Annotated in this window: 13 protein-coding genes, 1 tRNA gene and 1 pseudogene; 11 read left to right on the top strand and 4 right to left on the bottom strand. The window is 66.8% G+C overall.

Annotation, left to right across the window (positions count from 1 at the left end):
* The first annotated feature begins 576 nt into the window (after nucleotides 1–576).
* From D7X32_RS45065 to D7X32_RS24890, 5 genes are read left to right on the top strand one after another with little or no spacing between them, the layout of a single operon-like run.
* Nucleotides 577–1,536 (top strand): hypothetical protein, encoded by a 960-nt coding sequence (locus D7X32_RS45065; RefSeq protein ID WP_147450250.1) that lies wholly within the window; start codon nucleotides 577–579, stop codon nucleotides 1,534–1,536.
* The gene (locus tag D7X32_RS45070; protein ID WP_147450251.1) at nucleotides 1,533–3,590 is read left to right on the top strand and encodes a coiled-coil domain-containing protein; all 2,058 of its coding nucleotides are present in this window, start codon (nucleotides 1,533–1,535) and stop codon (nucleotides 3,588–3,590) included. The genes D7X32_RS45065 and D7X32_RS45070 overlap by 4 nt, the downstream gene beginning before the upstream one ends.
* Complete coding sequence (gene druD / locus D7X32_RS24880) at nucleotides 3,590–4,633, top strand: Druantia-type antiviral defence protein DruD (RefSeq protein ID WP_120605064.1); 1,044 nt, start codon at nucleotides 3,590–3,592, stop codon at nucleotides 4,631–4,633. The genes D7X32_RS45070 and druD overlap by 1 nt, the downstream gene beginning before the upstream one ends.
* Nucleotides 4,630–10,632, top strand: a complete 6,003-nt coding sequence (locus D7X32_RS24885) for a DEAD/DEAH box helicase (RefSeq protein WP_120605065.1) — start codon at nucleotides 4,630–4,632, stop codon at nucleotides 10,630–10,632. Before druD ends, D7X32_RS24885 begins: the two co-directional genes overlap by 4 nt.
* Nucleotides 10,632–12,377, top strand: coding sequence for a nuclease-related domain-containing DEAD/DEAH box helicase (locus tag D7X32_RS24890; protein WP_120605066.1), 1,746 nt, complete (start codon nucleotides 10,632–10,634; stop codon nucleotides 12,375–12,377). The genes D7X32_RS24885 and D7X32_RS24890 overlap by 1 nt, the downstream gene beginning before the upstream one ends.
* A gap of 581 nt (nucleotides 12,378–12,958) precedes the next feature.
* Here D7X32_RS24890 and D7X32_RS24895 read toward each other — a convergent pair.
* A tRNA-Asn gene (locus D7X32_RS24895) sits at nucleotides 12,959–13,031 on the bottom strand.
* 129 nt (nucleotides 13,032–13,160) lie between these two features.
* Between D7X32_RS24895 and D7X32_RS24900 the strand changes: the two genes are divergently transcribed.
* The 6 genes from D7X32_RS24900 (at nucleotide 13,161) to D7X32_RS24925 (ending at nucleotide 19,532) form a co-directional block, all read left to right on the top strand.
* Complete coding sequence (locus tag D7X32_RS24900; RefSeq protein ID WP_439329019.1) at nucleotides 13,161–14,366, top strand: RsmB/NOP family class I SAM-dependent RNA methyltransferase; 1,206 nt, start codon at nucleotides 13,161–13,163, stop codon at nucleotides 14,364–14,366.
* A gap of 179 nt (nucleotides 14,367–14,545) precedes the next feature.
* On the top strand, nucleotides 14,546–15,460 hold the full coding sequence (locus tag D7X32_RS24905; protein ID WP_120605068.1) for a S66 peptidase family protein: 915 nt from the start codon (nucleotides 14,546–14,548) through the stop codon (nucleotides 15,458–15,460).
* Nucleotides 15,457–16,620: a serine hydrolase domain-containing protein gene (locus D7X32_RS24910; protein ID WP_120605069.1), complete on the top strand. Its 1,164-nt coding sequence runs from the start codon at nucleotides 15,457–15,459 to the stop codon at nucleotides 16,618–16,620. Before D7X32_RS24905 ends, D7X32_RS24910 begins: the two co-directional genes overlap by 4 nt.
* Nucleotides 16,621–16,632: 12 nt before the next feature.
* Nucleotides 16,633–18,102 carry a UDP-N-acetylmuramate:L-alanyl-gamma-D-glutamyl-meso-diaminopimelate ligase gene (mpl, locus tag D7X32_RS24915; RefSeq protein ID WP_120605070.1) on the top strand — a complete coding sequence of 490 codons (1,470 nt, stop codon included), beginning with the start codon at nucleotides 16,633–16,635 and terminating at the stop codon, nucleotides 18,100–18,102.
* Nucleotides 18,103–18,105: 3 nt separating this feature from the next.
* Nucleotides 18,106–18,684 carry a TlpA family protein disulfide reductase gene (locus D7X32_RS24920; protein ID WP_120605071.1) on the top strand — a complete coding sequence of 193 codons (579 nt, stop codon included), beginning with the start codon at nucleotides 18,106–18,108 and terminating at the stop codon, nucleotides 18,682–18,684.
* A 23-nt stretch (nucleotides 18,685–18,707) separates the two neighbouring features.
* Complete coding sequence (locus D7X32_RS24925; protein ID WP_120605072.1) at nucleotides 18,708–19,532, top strand: inositol monophosphatase family protein; 825 nt, start codon at nucleotides 18,708–18,710, stop codon at nucleotides 19,530–19,532.
* Nucleotides 19,533–19,546: 14 nt separating this feature from the next.
* Here D7X32_RS24925 and D7X32_RS24930 read toward each other — a convergent pair.
* From D7X32_RS24930 to D7X32_RS24940, 3 genes and pseudogenes are all read right to left on the bottom strand, one after another.
* A pseudogene (locus D7X32_RS24930) lies at nucleotides 19,547–20,367 on the bottom strand (IS5 family transposase).
* Nucleotides 20,368–20,412: 45 nt separating this feature from the next.
* Nucleotides 20,413–21,027 (bottom strand): polysaccharide biosynthesis/export family protein, encoded by a 615-nt coding sequence (locus D7X32_RS24935; protein ID WP_120605073.1) that lies wholly within the window; start codon nucleotides 21,025–21,027, stop codon nucleotides 20,413–20,415.
* Between the two features lie 13 nt (nucleotides 21,028–21,040).
* Nucleotides 21,041–22,300, bottom strand: coding sequence for a hypothetical protein (locus D7X32_RS24940; RefSeq protein WP_120605074.1), 1,260 nt, complete (start codon nucleotides 22,298–22,300; stop codon nucleotides 21,041–21,043).
* Nucleotides 22,301–22,428: the final 128 nt, after the last annotated feature.

Raw genomic sequence — 22,428 nt, forward strand, 5'->3', positions numbered from 1 at the left:
GTCTCTCTTCGTAACGGCGGCAACCGACGAGCGCACTTTGCCCACCGCGCTGGCGAAGGCGCGCCTGCATGCGACGAGTACTTCCCCAGCATTGGAGGCGGCGATGATAGCGTCGCGCGGTCTTTCTCGGAAGTCGAGGGTGACCCGTCGGAATTAGGCCTACTGCTCACCCAACTCGATGGACGCTGGGGCTTGGGGCTCCGCCTGCCGGAGATTCCAAACGATGAGTTGGGGGAAGCGTCGCTCGGAGAACTGCGGTCTGCGTTCGTGGACGTCTATGCGGGGCGCGACCAACTGCTTAGAGTCAGTGCGCTGGATCTGCGCCCTGGCGTAGGAGCAGCGCGCGTTGACATGGTGCCGAGCCTTCAGGCGTTTCGAACGCAACCGGCTGGGTTGTGGCCGGCCTCAGTAGACAAGGAGCGGTGGTCCCTTGAGTCCCGAGGGCTCGAATCCAAGGGCGCGTTGTTCCGCCTCCGGCGCGGAGAGTGGACGAGGCTCCTCGCTAACTCTGGAGTGCACTATAGTGAGACGCTCCTCCTTCTCGCCGACGCACGCAGTACTCCGCCGCGGTCGATCGTGTCGGAGAGCAATGTGCTGGCTTCTAGCGGTGGCTTGCAGTGGATCCTCTGGGAGGTGCGACTCCCAAGCGAGCCCGTCGCGCCCGTTCTCGCGTGGCTTGCCCGGCTTGGGCATGCGTTTGCCAATTGTCCGTGGAGCGTGGGTCTTGCGACACCGCCCCGGACATACAGTGAGCGAAACGAGCCGATCTTCTGGACTGGCGATGCGCCGGTGCTGATGTTGGAAGCACCCCAGCCTAACTCTGCCACGATGGTCGCTTTAAAGAGCGGCACCAACTCCCACAGCGCCAGCGTGCAAGCCACCAAGGGCAGCCGCACCTTAGTCAGTGTTCGTACACGGGACGCTGGTCTTACTCAGCTATGCGTCAAGGGCGAGCAGCGCGCTAGCATCGACCTCGCGTTCGTCCAGCGTCCATCGGCGAGTGCGCTCCGCGAGTTGCTGGGGCAGACCGCGCGACTTCGCATTCAGATCGGTCAGCAGCAGATCGAGGCATGGAAGAACCCCACTCACAACATTCGCCTGACTGTGCGTGAGCAGCCGGAGGTACGTGTCGACCTGGGAGACGAAACCGCACGTGCGCGCGTGACGGTGTGGGGGCGAGGCAAGCATCGTTCCCGACGTGGACTCGATTGGAAAGGGGTGTCGCGCGCGGTCGAGGACGCACTGGCAGGTGATGAGCGCTTGGAGATCGACGCTGGCAATCTCGGACGAGTTGTCCTCCTCATCCTCCGTGTAGCCGAAGACACCGCCCATCGGGGGGAGTCCAGCGACCGCCTCACATGGCGCGATCATATTGTGAGCATGGGTGAACTCGCCGAGAAGGGCCTCACGCCGGCCATCCTTAAGCTCCCACAACATGCCGATTCATTCGGCCCACGTCAGGTTTCACCGGCAGCGCTCGTCCGCTCGCGGATGGCGCTCCGGCGACGAATCGAAGCTGGAGGACGTCGCTCATGAAAGTGCTGGGGCTCGTTCAATGGACCGAGCGCGACAAGCGCGGCAGCCCGATCGCCGGCGTGCGCCCGCTCGTCGAGATCCAGAAAGGCGAGTGGCGAACGATCGAAGCCGTCGAAGAGTTCCCGTCACGGGGCCAAGTCTTCTGGCCCAACGCGCAAGTAGCCACTGAGAACTCGCTCGTCATTTTTCACGCAGAGTCGAACGCTGGCCAGAAGGATGACTTTAAAGTCGTCGACCCGAAGCCAGCGTACGAAGTGCTTGACCTCCGACGGTACGGAACCCCAACGGAGGTCCGTGCAGCGCTCATCGAGGGCATTCACTTGCCAGGACAATTCGGAACCGCGCGAGCGCTGGTCTGGTGCAAACCGGATCTGCTGGTTGGACCCGTTGAGCTGCACCGAGTTGCGACTGGAACGGTAAAGCTGGTCGGGACCAACTTACACCGTCTCTCGGCATATAAGGGCGCCCAAGTTCGAGCGGTTCCTGTCGATCATGCGGAGCGACTGCTGCGCGTGGATGACACCGCGCCTTCGAGCTACGTCGATTGGGACGACGATGCGATCGTCTTACGTCGTGCTCTTGAGTCCGCAGTTCGGGTTGCGAAGCAGGCAGGGCACGATACTGGCCAGACGAAGAAGCAGGTCGAAGATGCCGCGCGGGCGCTAGCATCACAAGGTGGCCCCGATGCGCTGCTGGATCGCTATCGGCTCGAACGAGCGCTGACGTTACTCGAGAACACCGACGTGGTCGTGCGCAGCGCTGGCGAACTCGTGGAGTCGCTGCGTGAGCATTCGACTATCAAGGCGTCGCTCGACGCGCTCAGCGCGAAGGTTCGGGCCGAGGTTGAACAGCGCGCCCGTGCGGATCTTGAGCAGCGACTCGCGGTGGAGCGGGCCGCGCTGGAGGAAACAACTGGGGCGCTCGCTCAGACGAAGTTGCTGCTGGAGACGAGAGCGCAGGAGCTGCACAAAGCCGAGGAGCTTCTCGCTGAGGCTCAAAGCCGAGCGGCCACGGCTGAGAAGGCTGCAGAGTCTGCGGTGGACGCGCGTGTGCTCGCCGCGTTGGAGCGCCCATTGGAACTCCTCGCTGAGGTCAGCGTGCTGCGCCCGTTCTTGGGGGCAGGAGGGGGGCGCGCCGAGATCGCGACGAATGCACCAGCGTCATCACCCGCTGCTCCGCCACAGCTAGACTGGGCACGCGCTCGCGGTGAAGTGGCGAAGGACGTGAAGGCACTCCGTAGTTCGCTCATCAGAGCGGCCCGCACCCGCGGGTTTCAAAATGAGCCATTGCCAATGCTGCTTCAGGTGCATGCGGCCATTGCCGCCGGCCTCATGCCCATCACCTTGGGGCCCAGCGCGCTCGCGGCGCTCACTGCTTATGCGCACGGCGCCTGCGGCGGGCGGTTGCACATCGTCCATGTCTCCCCCAGTGCCATCCAAGCTCATGACTTTGACTATGCTCCTGGGGGCGGCATCATGGTCGCTGCCTCAGCCGCGAAGGATATCGATGGCATCTCGCTCGTCGTCCTCGAGGGCGCGAATCGATCGCCGCTTGAGGCATCCTTAGTACCCCTCCTTCAACTGGCCGAAGTTGGACTCTCCCCGTTTGCTACCGCCCCCGGCCTTCGGTTGGCTGCATCGTTAGTGAACGGCGCGACGACCGTGCCCGTCACGCCACAGCTCTGGAGCCACGCCGTCGCGATTCAGCTCGGGCCGAGCGCACCCACTACGCAGGTCGCCACCTTGGGGGATGTTGCTCGGTCGAGCGAACTCTTCGCACCTGGCGATGAGCCGAAGGGAGCTATCGAAGCCTTGCTTGATGCTTGGCCTGATTGCAACGAGTTGCGTCCCGCCATGAGCCGCTTCGGCGCGGCGCTCACTCGGTTCTACGACGAAGAGGACCGCATCTCCGATGCGCTGCTCCGTGGTCTGGTTCTTCCGTATGTCGTGACGGCGCTCACCCTCGAAGAGCAAGCTGAGGCATTGGCCAACGCGGGAGATGGCGACGGGGCCCTCGCGTTGGCCCTGCGTGGGCTCCGAAGGAGACTCGCCTAGTGAGCGTCGAGGTCATTCGCGCGACCAAGGATGCGATCAGCACTGTGAGGCGCACGCTGGGACTTGGCTCGTGTTCGGCGGCCGGCAGCCGCTTCGAGATAATGCGCGCGACGGTCTGGAGCATCGCTGCTCCGGGGAGCAAGGCGCACGTCAACCGTGTGCTAAGTGCCGCACTTCCGACATGGCAGATCCTATCAGATCGCGCGACGGCCAGCGAAGAGACGCTGCGTGGAGAGCTCCGAGGCGCGCTCTCTACACTGGAGGACGCAGGTGATCTCATCGAACTGCGCGGCGGTTACTGGGTTCCTGCTACTGCCCGGTTCATCGAACTCCCTGGAGGTGTGGGCTACTTGCTGGTGGGGGGAGTCCCGTCTGCGTTGCTGCAACTCGACAGTGACGAGATCCAGTTTCACGGACCTCACCGTCACCTCGCGAAGCTTCCCTCGGAATTGGCCTCGTTGCTGCCAGTTGAGGATCTCAAGTCGTGGTCGCGGCTGCCTGAGGCTCCGCTCCAAGACTGGGCCCGCGAAGTGTTCGAGTCACACGAGCGGCAGCCGTACGCGCCGACGAGCGCGGATGTATTCGAGTTCTACCTCCCGGCGAAAGCGAGGCCAGAAATCCCGCAGTTCAAGCGCTGGTCGGAGGACGCGGGTAACGCGACCGGAACGCTACTCGCGCGTCGGCGGCGGGTATATGGAGCGCGCGAATACCGACTCGTGGACTTGCGTGTGGGGCGGATCGTCGGCGCGTGCGAGTTGCACGACATCGATGTCCGGCGGCTAATGTATGCGCTCGATCTCGCCGGCAATAGCCCCGTTCGTGCGCGGCCTCTTCGTGTAGCGGACCAGACGCAGTGGCTGTTCACGAGCGAACTGCCGCGCGCTGAGCAGCGTGCGCTCGCCGCGTTCGGAACGCTCGCAATTCCCGACGACCGTCCCTACGAGCGACGGTGGACATTTTCACGGAACGAAGGACTCGCGCTCGACATGCTGCGCTCCCTTGGGATCGCGCTCGGGCAGCCCCCCCGAGAGGAACGTCGATGAGCCAGCAAGTCGAACTTGGTGTCAGCGAAGTCGCGCAGCGAATTCACCTGCGCTTGCGCAGATACCTTGAGGCGCAGTACCACATTCGGAACTCCGCCCTCATTGAAGAGCGGCGGATCCTCCTCGAGGAGCCAGGCGGAATCTCCCAGCGACCGTTCATCGAGGTCACGCCGTCGTACGCAGTAACTGGGAGCTTCTCGGGCCTGAGCGCGCCCAAGCCAGTCACCGGGCTCTTGCAGGAGTTGGTCAGTTGGAAGCCGGGGATTGGTGTCTACCCTCCGTACCGCCATCAAGCCGATGCTCTCGAGCGCTTCTTCGCGAAGGGGGCGCAGAGCGATGACCTCGTAGTCGCTACGGGCACTGGCTCCGGTAAGACGGAGACGTTCCTCTACGCCATCCTCGGCGCCCTGGCGCTCGAGGGGACAGAACGCCGCGAGTCGTTCGCACGCCACGGGGTACGCGCCTTGCTCTTATACCCGATGAACGCGCTCGTCAGCGATCAGACCGCGCGTCTGCGTCGGCTCCTAGGCGATGAGCGATTGGCAAGCCTGATGGAGGAGCGCTGGGGCCGTCGCGCGCGGTTCGGTATGTACACGAGCCGAACGCCGTACCCAGGCGTGCGTAAGGGCGCGAAGGACAAACGTCACCTCGATAGGCTCGTTGGGTATTACGAACAGCTTGAGACTTCGACGAAGCCAGAAGAGCGAGACCTCGTCGCCAAACTCAAGGAACGCGGACGCTGGCCCGCCAAGGATGTCGTTGCATTCTACGCTCGAGCTCTTGAGGAGAAGGCCATCGTAAAGAGCGGAAAGCGCGCTGGGAAAGAGAATACGCTCCACCACTGGGGCGCGCGTTTCCTGACACAGCCTGGAGATCGTGAACTCCTCACTCGGCACGAGATGCAGGAGCAGGCTCCTGACCTCCTCATCACCAACTACTCGATGCTCGAGTACATGCTGCTCAGGCCCATCGAGCGGCCGCTGTTCGAGCAGACGCGCGCGTGGCTCTCCGCCGACCCGAGGAACCAGTTCCACCTGATCCTCGACGAGGCGCACATGTACCGTGGCGTTGGAGGCGCGGAGGTCGGACTTCTGATTCGCCGGCTCCTCTCTCGCCTCGGTGTTGGTCGCGATCGCTTGCGCTGCATCCTCACGACTGCCAGCCTCCCTGACCAAGGTGCGGCAACGGATGAGGCCGCGAAGAAGTTCGCGCGTGACCTGACCGGCGAAACCGGCAAGAGGACCTTTGCGATCGTTCGCGGTACGCGCGAGAAGCGCTCCGGGGCGCGGCCTGGGACTCTCGATGAGGCGAGCGCGCTCGCGGCCGTCAACCCGGCTGCCCTAGCGGCTGCGGGGTTCGCGCCCGACGAGGCGAATGCGTCACTTGCCAGCGTCGCAGCGCGCCTTGGCTGGGCGACTCCTCCCACGATCGTGGAGAAGGGAGACTCGGCGACACTGCCGACACGCCAGTACATTTGTCGGTCGCTCACAGGTTTTGGCCCGCTCGAGTTGCTCTTGGAGCACGCGTCGGGAAACGGGACTGACTTCGCAGTGCTGGCCCAAATGCTCTTCCCTGGCAGTTCGCTCGGCGAAGCAGAACGTGCAACTGACGGACTCCTCGCGCTCGGCACATTCGCGCGGCGCACCGAGCCGGGGCGAAACGAGCAGCCGCTCCTCCCAACGCGCGTCCATGTGCTCTTTCGCGGGTTGCCGCCGCTCTATTCGTGTATCAATCCGAACTGCTCCGCGCGTCGTAACGGAACTGGGACTACGCTCCTGGGTCGTCTGTACACGCAGCCACGCACGCAGTGTGAGTGCGGTGGTCGCGTATTTGAGCTGCTCACCCACCGCGACTGTGGCGCGGCCTACCTACGCGCGTTCGCGACGAGCGCGACGGCGGACTTCCTCTGGCACGAACGAGGCGGGAAGCTGACGGAGTTCGGCAGGCCCCTTCATGAACTGCACCTGTTCCTCGAAGAGCCTCACCCGGAGCAGAGAGGCGCTGTTGAACCTCTGCTGCTCGACGTCCAAACTGGCCGCGTTCTCGGCACCGCGAGCGCGACGACTAGTGGAACGCGCCTCTGCTACCGCGCTCACGTGGCAGCCGTGAAGGTCACTAACACGACGACGTTCAGCGTGTGTCCTGCCTGCACGCGAACGACGCAGTCAAATGGCTCCCTGAAGATCATGGATCTCGCGACGAAAGGTGAGCAGCCTTTTGCCAACCTCGTGAGAGAACAGTTTGTTTCGCAACTTGCGACCAAGGGGCCGAGCGAGCAACACCCGAACGAAGGCCGCAAGGCGCTCCTTTTTAGTGACGGTAGGCAGAAGGCTGCTCGACTTGCGCGCGATCTACCGCGAGAGGTGGAGCGCGACTCGTTCCGCGAGGCGCTGGTCCTCGCTTGCCAAGAGCTCGCGCAACTTTCCACGCCTCAGCCCGCGATCCTCGATGAGACCATGTATGCGGCGTTCGTCGCCGTGTGCGCGCGCCACCACCTCCACTTCTTCGACGGGCGCGACCAGGACAAACTCCTCGAAGAGTGCAGGCAGTTCCGTAAGGACTTCGACGACTTTGATACCGCCCTCGCAGATAAGTGGCGTCCTACACCGCCGACACGCTTCCGCACTGCGCTGGTCCGCCAAATAGGCGACCCCTACTACTCGCTCGTTGCAGCCTGCGCGGCGGTGGTTGAGGCGGCGCCGGCGACTCTCCGTAAACTGCAGAAGCGGCTCACCGGCGTCGGCACATCATCGATGATCGATGAGGTCGCGAACGCGTGGCTCCGTGAGATGTTCCGTATGTACGCGTTTGATCCCGCCCTTGGGAAGGACGCACGCCTCGACGAGTTCCCCTTTTTCCAGCCTGTCCGTGCTGCTGACGGGCTGAAGAAGTTCTTCGAGCTTATCCGTGTGCGGACCGGACTCAGTGCTGCCGATGTTGAGCGACTCCGAGACGAACTCTTCGAGGTTTTCACCCGGGAGGCCTCCGCTGGCGACGACTCCGGTCGCCTCGTCATGACCGATAGCATCGTGATGTGTCTCGCGCTCGAGGCAGAATGGTTGCAGTGCACAGTCTGCGGCCACCTTCAGTTGAAGCCGTTCTTGGGGGTCTGCGGGAACTGCCAGGACAAGCGCCTTGAGAAGCGCCCACCCGAGCACGAGTACATGCGTTCGCGGAAGGGTTTCTTCCGTGAGCCACTACGCGCGGTCCTCCAAGGAGCGCGGCCGGTGCACATCACGGCTGAAGAGCACACCGCCCAACTCTCCCAGCGCGACGCTGGTGATGTTTACGCGACCACAGAGGAGTTTGAACTCCGTTTCCAAGACGTCCCGCTCGGCCCCGACAAGCCACCCGTCGACATTCTGAGCTGCACGACGACGATGGAGGTCGGCATCGATATCGGATCGCTGACTGCCGTCGGCCTTCGAACGGTTCCGCCCCAACGTGAAAATTATCAACAGCGCGCCGGTCGCGCGGGTCGTAGAGGTACGTCGGTCTCGTCCGTTCTCATGTTCGCTCAAGGGGGGGCGCATGATGCCCATTATTTCGCCAACCCACAGGCAATCATCAGCGGGCCGCCGCGCGAGCCGCGCCTGAAGGCTGATAACCCGCGCCTGGCGCGGCGGCATGTCAACTCGCACCTGCTTCAGACTTTCTTCCATTCGCGCCTGGACTCGCTCTCGGTTGAGGCGCAAGCGGAGATCGCTAAACACCGACCCGGCATCATGAGCGCGTTCGGCGATGCAAAGGAGTTCTTCGAAGGAACGGCCGAGTTCTCGTTCGGGGAGTTCGAGCAGTGGATGAAGAGGGAGGTGCTCACCCCGAAGAGCGCCATCGTCGAAGAGGTAGCTGGCTGGCTCCCGGCGGCGATCTTCAAGACTGAGGGGGCCGACGAGAAGCGGAAGTTCGTACGGGAGATTGCCGACACGCTGCTTCACACGCTCACTCAGCTACGCGACGGGCGCCTCGGCGCGTCGAGCGGTGAGGCTGTACCCAGCGAAGAGGATGCGAACGACGACGATACTGGAGGGCTCCTGGACCTCTGCTTCGAACGCGGGCTCCTGCCGTCCTATGCGTTCCCGACAGACCTGTGCAGCTTTGTAATTCAGGAATGGGACAAGAGCACCCTACAGTGGCGAATCAAGGTCGCCGAACGGCCACAACTCGCGAAGGCGCAAGCGCTGAGCGAGTACGCGCCAGGGCGCCTCTTGGTCGTGAACAAGCAGACCTATCGTGTCGGCGGCGTCTTCGTCGACGGGCCGCCGTCTGCAACTCCGGCGGCAGCGCTGTTTGCGCAGCCGCTCAACCGCTACGTAGGCTGTCCGCAGTGCTCATACATCTCGATCGAGGGTGGGAGGGCGTCGGCTCGTACGGTCGAAGGCTCGCCATGCCCGGTGTGTCGCACGCCGCTCTTCGTCCGCGAGTACCTGGACCCGCCGGGTTTTTCGCCAGAGGAGGGGCGTGCGCTGCGCGAGGGTGATCGCGAGCAGGACGTCACCTACGCCTCGTCAGCCCAACTCCCCGAGATCGCCAGTCGCGACGAGTTCGACTGGAGGGATGGCCCCGGGGTCAACTTCAGCCACGCGTACGGCGAAGACGTCCTGTTGGTCGTGGCGAATAAAGGGAAGGATGCGGCAGGCTTCAGTGTGTGTGAGAGCTGTGGCGGCGCGTGGATTGACGGCGATGAGCCGGACGGTTCTCACGCGCGTCCGTTCCTTGTTCCGAGGCACATCCTCGAACGTGATGGTGCAGGGCGAGCTTGCAACGGTGAAGTGCGGCGCGGTTTGTTCTTAGTGCACGACTTCCGAACCGACCTGCTTCTGCTGCGCGGCGCGTTCCGTCAGCCATTGGACTTTCAGCCGAAGCAGCCCTGGCTCTACGACGCGCTCGCGACGCTCGCTGAGGCGCTCGCGCTCGGTGCCAGCCTTCATCTCGACATCGACCCAGGTGAGCTCTCCGCAGGGTTCCGCTTGTTGCCGAAGCTCGTGGATGGTGACCAAGGAGTAGCCGAACTCTACCTCTTCGACACCGCCGCTGGCGGCGCGGGCTATGCGGCCGATGCTGGCGAACAACTGCAGCAGGTCCTCGACCGGACGGAGGAACTTCTCCGCGTGTGCCCGGGAAACTGCGAGCGCTCGTGCACGAAGTGCCTGCGTCACTACGGTAATCGCTTTCTACACGGGCGCCTCGACCGTCGCCTCGCGTACCAACTGCTGCGGTACTTCCGCGCGGGAGAGGTCCCGCCCTTTGCCTCTGTGACCGAGCAGATCCGAAAGCTGCGTCCGCTCGCCCGCTTCCTCGAAATGGAGGGGTGGACCACAGTAGCGGACCCGAGCGGTGCCCTGCGCTGCGAAGGACCACGCTCGATGACGGTGGGTATCTATCCCGCGTTCCTCGCGAGCGATGCCGCTGAGATGACGCACCCGACTATAGCTCCCAGCGATGCCCCGCGCGTCATCTTGCCGGACTACCTCGTGGAGCACGATCTGCCCTCCGCATACCAGCGCGCTACGGGCCTCACGAGGCCGAGCACATCCGCGCCTCGTCCTGCGGCTCCGACTCCATCGACGGGGCGTATCGTCGAACTCCCGATAAAGGACTTGCGAAGAGCGGACGATGACAAGACTCACGGCAAGGTCCGGGTGCTAGTCGACATCGCCCTCGCTGCGGGCGCGTTCGCCGTGCGCGTCCCCAGCCCTGGTCTCAAGAACATCGGATTTGGTGCTGGCGGGTGGCTCGTCGTCCGCCCTGTTTCGCCTGGCGATCTCGGTCCCGACACGTGGATAGTAGTCCTTCGACCGCGCGGAAAGTTCGGGGCCACTGGTTCGGAATGGACTGTCGCGCACGTGAAGGCGTTGCTGGGCGATGAGGGGGCGCCGTCGCGGCTGCAAGTCTCGTATGGCAGCGCCACGGGAAAGGAGTACCGCCCTGAGCGACTCGAACGCACCGAGGTCACGCTCGCTGCGGCGATCGTGTGCCACGCCGACGAGGCACCCTAATGGCGCGCTTCATCCCCGAGATAATTCCGACGGATATCGTCCACGATTCGGAGCGAGTCGTCTATGAGGCGCTGCGCGGTCTCCCGACGGGCTTTGTAGTTCTCCACTCGTTCCCCTGGCTCCGTCCCATGCGTGACCTTGTGGGCGAGCCACTCCGCGAGGGCGAGGCGGACTTCGTCATCCTCCATCCGATGCGCGGTCTCTTGGTCCTTGAGGTAAAGGGGGGCAAGCCGGAGCTGACAGGACGCACGTGGTCTCGCGGCGGGAAGGAGTTGCGTGACCCGTTCGACCAGGCTCGGAAGAGTCGCTATGCGCTCCTCGATGCGATTGAGGAGCGCACCCGTAAGCGCGTCCACCGCGGAATGTTCGCTCATGGAGATGTCGTCGTGTTCCCGCACGCTCGGTTCTCGGGGACACTACCAATCAACAGTGATCCTCACATTCTCGTTGATGCACCAGGCCTTTCGATGCTCCCTGCGAGGGTCGAGGAGGCGTTCACTGCATGGGCGCGGAGCGAAACGCACCTGACTCCAAGCCAGTTCACAGAGCTTCTTGATGCCCTGATGCCTAAGCTGAGGTTGATACGCTGCGCAGGGGCGGAGGTCAGCGCGGAGTATCATCGCATCGTCCAGATCACGCTCGACCAACGTGCGACCCTGTTGGGGCTCCTCGAGAATGAGCGCGTACTCGTCGAGGGCACGGCGGGTTCTGGGAAGACACTCCTATCTCTCGAGTTCGCGCTGACGCGCGCTGACCGTGGTGAGCGTGTCTTGCTCCTCTGCTACAACCGCCACCTTAGCGCATGGCTTCAGGAGCAAGCCAAGCACGACCCGAGGGCACACCGTGCTGGCGCGCTGTTGGAAATCTCGACGTTCCACGCATGTGCTCGCCGTTTGGCGCAGCGAGCGCGTGTGGATTTCGACGTCCCAAGCACCGGCGAGCAGGCATTTTGGGATGAAGACGTCCCGCTCATTATGGAGCAATCGCTTGAGGTCCTGCGCGCGCGGGGGCAAGCAGAGGCCTTTGATGCGATCGTCGTCGACGAAGCGCAGGATTTTGCTCCCGACTGGTGGGTAACGATTGAGTCTTTATCGCGCATAGGACAGGCAGGTCGGCTTTACGTCTTCCTTGATATGAAGCAGAGCCTGCGTGGCGTGGCGAAGCTCCCACCGGTTTCGCTCCCGGTCCGCTTCCGGCTTACAACGAACTGCAGGAACACGAAGGCCATCGCCCGAAGCGGGGCAGCGCTCGCTAGCATCGACATTCGTCTGCTGCCCGGCTCGCCGTCAGGAGAGGCGCCTGCCGTTCGAAGAGCAGGGACGGCGGTGGCCGAGGCGGGGTTGGTGCTCTCCGAGGTGCGGCAACTGCTACTGCAAGGCATCAAGCCGCAGCAACTCGCGCTGATCGGAGCCGCCTCCCACGCGAAGGGCTCGCTCGCTCGCCACGCGGAGGTGGACGGTATCCCTCTTGTCGACGACGCCGTCGACTGGAGGCGGGGCGCCGGCGTTCTCGCGACGACAGCGCGCGCATTCAAGGGACTCGAGGCAGACGTCGTGGTCGTTTATGGTCTCAGCGGGTTCGGCGCGCTCTTCACGCCGACCGACCTCTACGTGGCATGGACGAGGGCAAGGCATCGCCTTGTACTCGTTTGCCAGTCCGGCGAGGTACGCGCGACGGTTGAAGCGGCGCTCTTTGAGGCCGAACGGAGTTCAGGAGTTGCTGAGGCTGTTAACCGAGGCAGTTAGCCGCCGCGCGACTGCCCCGGCTCGCTTTCAACCTCTCTCGCTGGTGACACTCTCTGGAACTGATTGGACTGACAAACCGAAAGTTTCGCAGGGCGTGCGAGCGCCGATAGAGAGGAATGGCGCCGCGCGGATCAACGGCCCGGTGCGACCGCCCTCACTCTAGGTGAGGGTTTAGCGGGGGCCCCGCTGGCCTTGCGCCGCCCCCTTGAGGACCAGCAAAGCAGGTAAGAGACGAAACGAGAAAGCAGAGAGAGACGCCTTCCCAGAAACTTCAGAGTGGAAAGAGCAGGTCTCCAGGCAAATGTTGTTAACCGCCTCCCCAAAAGTTAACAGCACTTGTTAACCACTCTCGGCCTCTCTCTCCCCGGAACGGGTGAAAGAGCGGTCTGGAGAGCCCAATCGGCGGCGGAGGAGAGGGGGCATCTCGCTCTGCGGGGTGGAGGGCCGTGAGGGCCCTCTTCAGCACCGCGAGCCAGAATCCCTTGGGATTCAGCGGCTTAAGCACGAAGGCCCCGCGATATTCATCGCGAGGCCCGTGTTAAACAAAAAGGCCCTGCCAGTTGGCAGGGCCTTCTATTCAGCTCCCCGACGTGGACTCGAACCACGGACATGGTGATTAACAGTCACCCGCTCTACCAGCTGAGCTATCGGGGAATATGTCCCGTCGCGGCGGTGCGTTGCCGTGACGGACGCGATTTCTAGAGAACCGAGCCTGCCCTGTCAACTGTCCTGTTCGATCCGATCTCCCGTCTCGCGTCGCAGCCCTGGTCCGCGCTCCACGGACTGGGCCCCGTCGTTTCCGACGCGCTTGCCCGCGTCCTCTCGGGCGACCCCGCCGAGCGCGTCCTCGACCGGACCCTGCGGGCCCACCGCGACCTGACCCGCGAAGGACGCCAGGCGCTGAAGGAGGCCGTCTTCAACGTGGGCCTCTGGCGCCGCCGCCTGGGGTTCCTCCTGGACTCACCGGACGCGCCGCCCTCCCAGCTCCTCTTCGCGCTCCTGCATGGCCTCGTGGGTGTTTCCGCCCCGGAGGCCGCGTCGTGGGCAGGGCTGGAGGCTCCGGTGCCCTTGCGGACCGGGACGCCTCCGTCGCTGGCGCTTCAGGCCTCGCTGCCAGACTGGCTCGCGGACCACTTCATCCAGGAACTGGGGCCCGAGGCGGACGACTTCTGCTCCCACCTCAACGTCCCGGGGCCCATCACGCTCCGGGTGAATCCGGCCCGTATCTCCCGTGAGGCCCTGGCCGCTCGCCTGGCATCCGAAGGCGTGCCGACCCGCCCTGGCTCCTGGAGCCCGCTGGCCCTTCACGTCGATGGGCCCCGGCCGAACCTCTATGCCCTGCCTTCCCTCCGCGAAGGCCTGTTCGAGGTCCAGGACGAGGGCAGTCAGCTCCTGGGGCTCCTCGTGGAGGCCCGGCCCGGGGAGACCGTGCTGGACCTGTGTGCCGGGGCAGGGGGCAAGACGCTCCAGCTGGGCGCCGCCATGGCGGACTCGGGTCGCCTCATGGCCTACGACCCGGATGGGGAACGGCTGGACCGGCTCCAGCAACGTGCCTCCCGCGCCGGGCTCACCCGCGTCCAGGTGCTCCGGACGCCTCCGGCTCCGGGCCTGAACGCCGACCGCGTCCTCGCGGACGTGCCCTGTTCCGAACTGGGCTCGCTCCGCCGGGGCCCGGACCTGCGCTTCCGGCTCACCCCGGACTCGCTCTCCCAGCACGCCGCCATCCAACGCGACATCCTGGCCCGCGCAGGGGATGTGGTGCGCCCGGGCGGCCGGGTCGTCTACGCGACCTGCACCGTCAACCGCGCGGAGAACCAGGACGTGGTCGAGGACTTCCTCCGCTCCCGTCCCGACTTCCACTCCGTCCGGCCGGGCTCCGGATGGCTTCCGGACGCGTGCCTCCAGGACGGCTTCCTCTTCGTCACCCCCCACCGGCACGGCACGGATGGGTTCTTCGCGGCGGTGCTCGAACGAAGCTCGAAGGGGTAGGGCGGTCCGGTTCCAAACGGGTCCGACAGTCGGACCCGTTCCCGCGGCCTGGCTCGGAAGGGCAGGGCGGCCGGCAGGCGGACGAGCGCTCCACGGGGCCTCGTTCCTCCGTGCTGCGGTACTCAACGCTTCGGGCCACGCCCTCCCTGAAACACCGTGTCGCCCCGGTACCGGGTGCTATGAAGCGCTGCGTGCGTTGGCTCAAGCCCCTTCCGCTCCGTCCCCGCGACACAGTGCAGGTCGTCGCCCCCGCGGGCCCCTTCGAACAGGCTCCCTTCGAGGCCGGCCTGCGCATCCTCTCCGAGCGCTACGCCCCCGTGGTCCGGCCCGACATCGGCGCCTCGCACCGCTACCTCGCCGGGGATGACGCCCGCCGCCAGGAGGAGCTGTCCCAGGCGTTCCTCGACCGCGCCACCCGCGCCATCTTCTGTGCCCGGGGCGGCTATGGCAGCTCGCGCCTCCTGCCGGAGCTGCCGCTCGACAAGGCCGGCCCCGTCGCCTTCACCGGCTTCTCCGACCTGACGTCCATCCACTGCGCGCTCCAGGCCCTGCACCGCGTTTCGTTCCACGCGCCCGTGCTCACGCAGCTGGGCCGCCAGTCGACCCAGGTCCACGAGTACTTCTTCCGCCTGCTCGAATCCGCGGAGGCCCCGCCGCCCCTCACCGGCAACGCCACCTACGTCCCCGGCACCGCCGAGGGCGTCCTCGTGGGCGGCAACCTGTCCGTGTTCTCCCGGCTGCTGGGCACGCCGTACATGCCGCCGCTCGACGGCGCCGTGCTCCTCCTGGAAGACGTCACCGAGCGCCCCTACCGCATCGACCGCATGTGGACCCATCTGCGGCTGGCCGGTGTCTTCTCCCGCGTGCGTGGCATCGTCCTGGGAGACTTCACCGCCTGCGAGGAGAAGGACGCGAACTACTCCAGCGCGGACGTGCTCCGTGAGCTGGCCCGGGACGCGAAGGTGCCCTGCGCCGCGGGCTTTCCCATTGGCCATGGCGCCATCAACTACCCCGTGGCCCTGGGCACCCGCGTGCGCCTGGACGCGGACGCCGCGCGCCTCACCTTCCTCGAAGGCGCGGTGAGCCCCGGATGAGCCAGCACCCCATCGCCAACCTCCAGGCCGTGCTGGATGACGGCGTGGAGCTGGGCATCTTCCCCGCCGCCCAGGCCGTGGTGCTCCACAAGGGCATGCAGGTCTTCGGCGGCGTCGCCGGCAACGTGACGGGCGACACGCGCTTCGACCTCGCGTCGCTCACCAAGGCCCTCTCCACCACCGCGCTCTTCCTGCGCCTGTGGACCGAGGGCAAGGTGGGCCCGGACACGCTCGTGTCCCGCTACTTCCCCGGCTCGCCCGTGGGCGACGCGGGCGTCACCGTCGCGGACCTGCTCTACCACCGCTCCGGCCTGCCTCCCTTCGTCCCGTTCTTCGCGGAGGCCCTCAAGGCCCATCCGGAGCTGCTCGACGCGGCCTGCTCCGCGACCCTCCGCGCCCAGGTCCACGCCGAGGTCGTCCACGCCGCCGCCGCCACGCCGCTCGACGCGCCCGTGCGCACGAAGTCCGCGTACAGCGACGTGGGCTTCATCCTCCTGGGTGACATCCTCGCCCGTGCCGGTGGCGCCCCGCTGGACGTGCTCTTCCACCGCCACGTCGCGGAGCCGTTGGACCTGAAGGCCCGCTTCCACCGCCTCTCCGACTTCCCCGCTGACGGCGTCACCGCGCGCACCGGCGCCATGCGCCCCCGCGAGCCCGCGCCCGGCCAGGAGTCGCTGTGGAAGGACGTGCCTTCCCAGCCTTCCCGTCCCGGGGAAGTGGACGACGACAACGCCTGGGTGCTGGACGGCGTCGCCGGACACGCGGGCCTCTTCGGCACCGCCGTGGACGTGGCCCGCTTCGGTCAGGCCGTGCTCGAGGGCGTCGCGGGCACGCATGCCGCGATTGCTCCAGGGCCCCTGTGGCATCGCGCGCTCGCCACGGATCCGCTGGTGGCGGGCAGCACCCGCTCCATGGGCTTCGACTCGCCGTCGAAGGGCCACTCCAGCGCGGGCCGCTTCATCGGTGACACGCCTCCGGGCGCGGTGGGCCACCTGGGCTTCACCGGCACCAGCCTCTGGGTGGACCTGAGGCGGTCGCTCGTCGTCGCGCTCATCACCAACCGCGTGGCCCAGGGCCGTCAGGACCTGCGCATCCGCGACTTCCGCCCCGCCTTCCACGAGCTCGTCGTGGAGGCGCTCGACCTCCACGTCCTCCCCTGAGGAAACCGCAGCATGGCTGACGACAACGGCAACGTCCTCGATTCCCTCGACCCGAAGTCCGTGCGCCGCATCCACCTGGTGGGGGTCGCCGGCACGGGCATGGGTTCCTTCGCCGGCATGCTCAAGGCCGCCGGCTACGACGTCACCGGCAGCGACGAGAACGTCTACCCGCCCATGAGCGACATGCTCCGGACGTGGGGCATCCCCGCCAGCAGCCCGTACTCGCCCGCCAACCTGGACGCGGCGAAGCCGGACCTGGTCATCATCGGCAACGTCATCCGCCGGGTGAACCCGGAGGCCACCGCCGTGCGCGAGCGGGGCCTCAAGCAGATGAGCTTCCCCGCCGCGCTGGGATCGCTCTTCCTGGACCGCTCGCACTCCGTCGTCGTCGCCGGCACGCACGGCAAGACGACGACGTCCTCGCTCATGGCCCACGTGCTGGTGGCCGCGGGGAAGGATCCGTCCTTCCTCGTGGGCGGCGTCACCCAGAACTACGCGGGCAACTACCGCGTGGGGAAGGGCCCGCACTTCGTCGTCGAAGGCGACGAGTACGACACCGCCTATTGGGACAAGGGCTCCAAGTTCCTGCACTACCGCCCGCGCACCGCCATCGTGACGAGCGTGGAGTTCGACCACGCGGACATCTTCCGCGACCTGCCGCACTACGAGGCCACGTTCGAGAAGTTCGTGCGCCTGGTGCCCCAGGACGGCCAGCTCGTCGTCTGCGCCGCGTACCCCAACGCCGTGCGCATCGCGCGCGGAGGCACCGCGCCCGTCAGCACCTACGTGGCCAAGGAAGGCGCGGACGCGGACTACACGCCGAAGAACCTCTCCTTCGGTCCGGAGGGCGCCCGCTTCAACGTCATGGAGAAGGGGCAGGACCTGGGCACCGTGACGCTGCCGATGTCCGGCGCGCACAACGTGGAGAACGCGCTCGCGGTCATCGCCGCCGCGCGCGGCCTGGGCCTCACCTTCGCTGAAATCCAGCAGGGCTTGTCCACCTTCCAGGGTGTGAAGCGCCGCCAGGAGGTGCGCGCGGAGGTGGACGGCGTGCTCGTGGTGGACGACTTCGCGCACCACCCCACCGCCGTGCGCGAAACCATCGCCGCCATCCGTCATCGCTACCCGGACCGGCGCCTGTGGGCCATCTTCGAGCCGCGCTCCAACACCAGCCGCCGCAACATCCACCAGGAGGACTACGCGCACGCCTTCCCCGGCGCCGCGCGCGCCAGCCTCAAGGTGCCCGAGCGCCACGACAAGGTGCCCGAGGGCGAGGAGCTCAACGTCCCCAAGCTCATCGAAGCGCTCAAGGGCCAGGGCATCGCCGCGGACGGCGCCACCGACGTGCAGACGCTGGTGGACCGCGCCGCCTCCGAGGCGAAGTCCGGCGATGTGCTGCTCGTCATGAGCAACGGCTCCTTCGGGGGCTTCATCGAAAAGCTGCTCACCGCCCTGAAGGCCCGGGCGGGGAAGGGGACCTGAGCCATGCGCCGTCCATTCCTCCTCTCGCTGGGAGCCCTGGCGTTCACCCTGGGCTGTGCCGCGGCGCCTGCTCCGTTGCCTCCGCTCACGGACCGGACCGGTGACGGTCCGCGCTCCAGCTCCTCCGCCCTGGAATCGAGCCGGGCTCCGGGGAAGCCGCTGACCTTCCAGGTGAAGCACTACCCGGACAACAGCTCGTATGACCCGAAGAGCGACCGGGGCCAGGTCGTCCTCCTGGACGTGTGGGCCACGTGGTGCGAGCCCTGCAAGGACGCGCTGCCCATGTACGCGCAGCTGCAGAAGGAGTACGGCGCGCGCGGCTTCAAGGCCTACGCCCTCAACGTGGACGAGGACGTGCGCGCCATTCCCACCTTCCTGGAGGAGACGAAGGTGGAGGTCCCCATCCTCCTGGACGCCAACGCGCTGGTGTCCGAGCGCCTGCTGAAGGTGCGGCTGATGCCCACCACCTTCCTGATTGACCGCAAGGGCGTCATCCGGCACGTGCACGAGGGCTTCGCCGAGGAGTTCCTCCAGCAGTTCCAGACGGAGATTGAGCAGCTGCTCGCCGAGCCCGCCTCCTGAACGCATACGAGGGAACCGCTTCCATGGCTCACGACTCGGACACGCCCGCCGCGCTGCGCCGCACCGCGGAGGAGGGCGCGCGCATGGCCGGCCGCATCCTCCGTGAGCGCTTCCCGCAGCACCGCACCATCGAGTTCAAGGGCGGCATCGACCTCGTCACCGACGCGGACCGCGCCTCCGAGGCCGCGCTGCTGGACTTCCTGCGCCAGCGCCATCCGCACCACGCCATCCTCGCGGAGGAGAGCGGCGCGTGGCAGGGCACCGACACCTTCCGGTGGCTGGTGGATCCGCTGGACGGCACCACCAACTACTCGCACCAGGTGCCGCACTTCTGCGTCAGCGTGGCGGTGGAGGGGCCGGAGGGCACCGTGGCGGGCGCCGTCTACGACCCCATGCGCGACGAGCTCTTCTCCGCCGCGAAGGGGGAGGGCGCCACGCTCAACGGCGTGCCCCTGAAGGCCAGCCCCACGGACACGCTGGAGCGGGCGCTGTTGTGCACGGGCTTCCCCTACGACGTGCGCGAGCGCCCGGACCTGCCCGTGGGCCTCTTCTCCCAGCTCATCCTCCTGGCGCAGGGCATGCGCCGCACCGGCAGCGCCGCGCTGGACCTGGCGTACGTCGCGGCCGGCCGCTTCGACGGCTACTTCGAGTTCGGCCTCAAGCCCTGGGACATCGCCGCGGGCGGCCTGCTGGTGGCGGAGGCCGGCGGCGTCATCGTGCACATCGACGGGCGGCCCTTCGACGTGCTCAAGGGCGACGTGCTGGCGAGCGGCGCGAACCTGGCGCCCCAGCTCATGACCCAGGCGAAGCGCTTCCTGGATGAAATCGGCTGGACGCCGCGCGACTAGGGCGTGTCCGCAAATTAGAGCCAGAGGCGGATGGAGGCGATAAGGACCATCGCCAGGTAGTTGGCGGCGCGCTTCTCATAGCGCGTCGCCACCCGCCGGTTCTGCTTCAAGCGATTGAAGAGACACTCCACCCGGCAGCGCTTGCGGTAGGCCGCGCGCCGGAAGGCGCGCTGCCGGGGCTGGTTCGAGCGAGTGGGGATGATGGCGTGCACCCCATGTTCGCGGCACCAGGCGCGGAGGCTGGGGTAGCTGTAGCCTTTGTCCGCCGCGAGGGCGTCGGGCAAGCGGCGTGGCGCACCCGGCGAGTGAGCTCTCGGCACGCTGCCACCCGCCATCAGCGCCTCGAAGGCCTGCGTCTCATGGCGCTGACCTGCCGTCAGCTCGAAGACGAGCGGCCGCCCCTGGCCCTCCGCCCGGACGTGCAGCTTGGTAGAGAAGCCTCCCTGGCTGCGGCCCAGCGCTTCGGCCTCCCCCCTTTTACCGGCGTGCCGCGTGCGCCGGCTGCGTGCTGGTGGGCTCGGATGACGCTGGCGTCCAGGAAGTGCAGCGTCCAGTCCAGGTGCTCATCCTCGTGCGCTTCGGCCTGCAACTGCCGCAGCACCCGCGCCCAGATGCCTGCCTCCTGCCAGCGGTAGAATCGGCTGCTGAGCGTCTTCCAACTGCCGAACTGCTCCCGAGGCACGTCGCGCCAGGGCGCTCCCGTGCGCAGCACCCAGAGGATTCCGTCGAGCACTTCGCGGTGCTCCTTGTTCGGACGGCCCCGCGCGGGTTTCTGGGGCGGCAGCAGTCCTACCAGCCGCTCCCATTGGGCGTCCGTCAGCTCTCCTCGGCTCATGCCCTCCTAACACCCGGCTCCGCTCGAACTATTTGCGGACACGTCCTAGAAGAAGCTCTCCGGCACGAAGACGATGTCGCCGGCCTGGAGCAGGAAGTTGCGCTCACGGCCCACGCCGATGTCCTCCACGGGCACGCGAATCTTGCGCTCCTGCCCGTTCACCACGCGCGTGACGAGCGTGTTGTTCTTCGCCGCGAGCTTGGTGAAGCCACCGGCCAGCGTAATGGCCTGGATGATGGAGACCTCGCCGGTGACGGGGAAGGTGCCGGGCTTCTGCACCTCGCCGAAGACGAAGATCTTCTGCGAGTTGTACTCCCGCACCAGCACCGACACCTGCGGGTGCCGCAGGTAGCGCGCCAGGCAGTCGCGCAGCGCGTCCGCCGCGGCGCTGGCGGTGCGGCCGGACAAGTCCACCTTGCCGCACAGCGGATAGTCGATGGTGCCTTCCGGCGACACGCGCCAGGTGCCGGAGTGCTCGGGCTCCTGGAAGACGCGCACCTCCAGCACGTCGCCGGGGCCCAGGTTGCCGCCGGACGTCGCCGCGGCCTCCGTGGACGAAGCGGGCGTGGGCGCAGGGGGCGGTGGGCGCGTGTCCGCGTGGCACGCGCACACGAGCGCGAGGAGGGCCGGAAGCAGGAGGGTGAGCCGCGACGGACGCATGGGCGCGCGAGCCTCAGTAGGAGACGGACACCCGCGCGTAGCCTTCGTGGCGGGTGTAGTTGAGGCCGGCGGCGCCCAGCGACGAGGAACGGGTGCCCAGCATGTAGCCCACCGCTCCCACCAGCCACGGGCGGATTTGATACTCCGGCCCCAGGTCCAGCGTCACCAGCGTGTCGCCTCGGCCGCCCGCGAAGGAGAGGAAGTCCAGTGCGCCCGTGGCGTGCAGCGCGAGCCGGCTGCCCATCACGGACCGCGCTTCCGCGTAGACGCGGTCGTCGCGGAAGGTGCCGTAGGCGGCCACCGGTTCGAAGGCGCGCAGGTAGCCGCCCTTCACGGTGAGCGACGGGCCCCAGAGGTACGTGCCCTCCACCTGCGCCACCACGGTGCCGCCACCGCCCGAGCCCAGGTTCTGGCTCCAGCCCGCCTTCGCCGTCAGCGTGATGCGCGGGGACACCAGGCCGGAGACACCCGCCATGGCGTGCAGGAGCGCCGCGCTGGGCGTGGTGGTGTCGTTGAAGTAGCCCCGGTACTCCATGCCCGTGTCCACCACGACCGCAGTCTTGGGCAGGAAGCGCCAGCGGCCCTCCGCGCCCAGCCGCAGGTTGCCGTAGTTGAACTGGCTGGCGGCGAGCGGATCACACGCGGCGTCGGTGCAGCCCACGGGCGTCATGCCGCCCAGGGGCTCGAAGAACTCCATCGCGTACGCCAGCGAGGGCGTCACTTCCAGCGCGCCGCCGCCGGGCTTCCACTGCGCCTTGACGCGCGCCTCGTTGAAGAGGCTGAGGATGCCCGCGCCCAGCGCCGCCGTGCGCGTGCGGTCCGAGCGCGTCAGCTCGTCGCCCACTTCGACGGACAGCGTGCTCTCCTGGTCGAATCTCAGCGCCAGGTCCGCCGCGCCTTCCAGGTGCGATGCCGCTCCGGAGCCCGCCGTGATCAGGCCCGTGTAGGCCACGTAGTCCAGGTTGGCGCGCAGCGCGATGGCCAGCTTCGGGGATGGCACGTCCAGCAGCAGCCCGGGGCGCACGTGCAGCGCCAGCTCCCCGGACAGGTCCGGCGACAGGGGGCCCGTGCCTCCTTCGCGGAAGTAGCCCACGCCGCTGTCCAGGCGCGTCTCCAGATCCAGCGTCGGGTGCAGCCGCCCGTTGCCCACCTTGAGCCCGTTGCCACCCGGAGGCCGTCCACCCGTGAAGGCCTGCGCTGACGCCGTCAGCGGCAGGAGCGCCGCGAGCGCCAGGGCCCCAAGGGCCAGACGGAATGTCCCAGGCTGCTTCATGGTGTCAGAGGCGCTCCAGACGGTGAGACGGCGGGCATAGCACGCAGGTTCCCCCATCGGAACAAACGGTCCAGGGCCGGGACCGCGGGAGGTGGGAGGAAGCAGGCACTCAGTCCACGGGGCTCGCG

Origin of the sequence: Corallococcus carmarthensis, assembly GCF_003611695.1 — a bacterium.
Taxonomy (GTDB): Bacteria; Myxococcota; Myxococcia; order Myxococcales; family Myxococcaceae; genus Corallococcus; species Corallococcus carmarthensis.

Coding starts and splice junctions, on each gene's coding strand:
- D7X32_RS45070 (WP_147450251.1), top strand. CDS start 1,533: ATGAAAGTGCTGGGGCTCGTTCAATGGACCGAGCGCGACAAGCGCGGC.
- D7X32_RS24885 (WP_120605065.1), top strand. CDS start 4,630: ATGAGCCAGCAAGTCGAACTTGGTGTCAGCGAAGTCGCGCAGCGAATT.
- D7X32_RS24890 (WP_120605066.1), top strand. CDS start 10,632: ATGGCGCGCTTCATCCCCGAGATAATTCCGACGGATATCGTCCACGAT.
- D7X32_RS24905 (WP_120605068.1), top strand. CDS start 14,546: ATGAAGCGCTGCGTGCGTTGGCTCAAGCCCCTTCCGCTCCGTCCCCGC.
- D7X32_RS24910 (WP_120605069.1), top strand. CDS start 15,457: ATGAGCCAGCACCCCATCGCCAACCTCCAGGCCGTGCTGGATGACGGC.
- mpl (WP_120605070.1), top strand. CDS start 16,633: ATGGCTGACGACAACGGCAACGTCCTCGATTCCCTCGACCCGAAGTCC.
- D7X32_RS24920 (WP_120605071.1), top strand. CDS start 18,106: ATGCGCCGTCCATTCCTCCTCTCGCTGGGAGCCCTGGCGTTCACCCTG.
- D7X32_RS24925 (WP_120605072.1), top strand. CDS start 18,708: ATGGCTCACGACTCGGACACGCCCGCCGCGCTGCGCCGCACCGCGGAG.
- D7X32_RS24935 (WP_120605073.1), bottom strand. CDS start 21,027: ATGCGTCCGTCGCGGCTCACCCTCCTGCTTCCGGCCCTCCTCGCGCTC.
- D7X32_RS24940 (WP_120605074.1), bottom strand. CDS start 22,300: ATGAAGCAGCCTGGGACATTCCGTCTGGCCCTTGGGGCCCTGGCGCTC.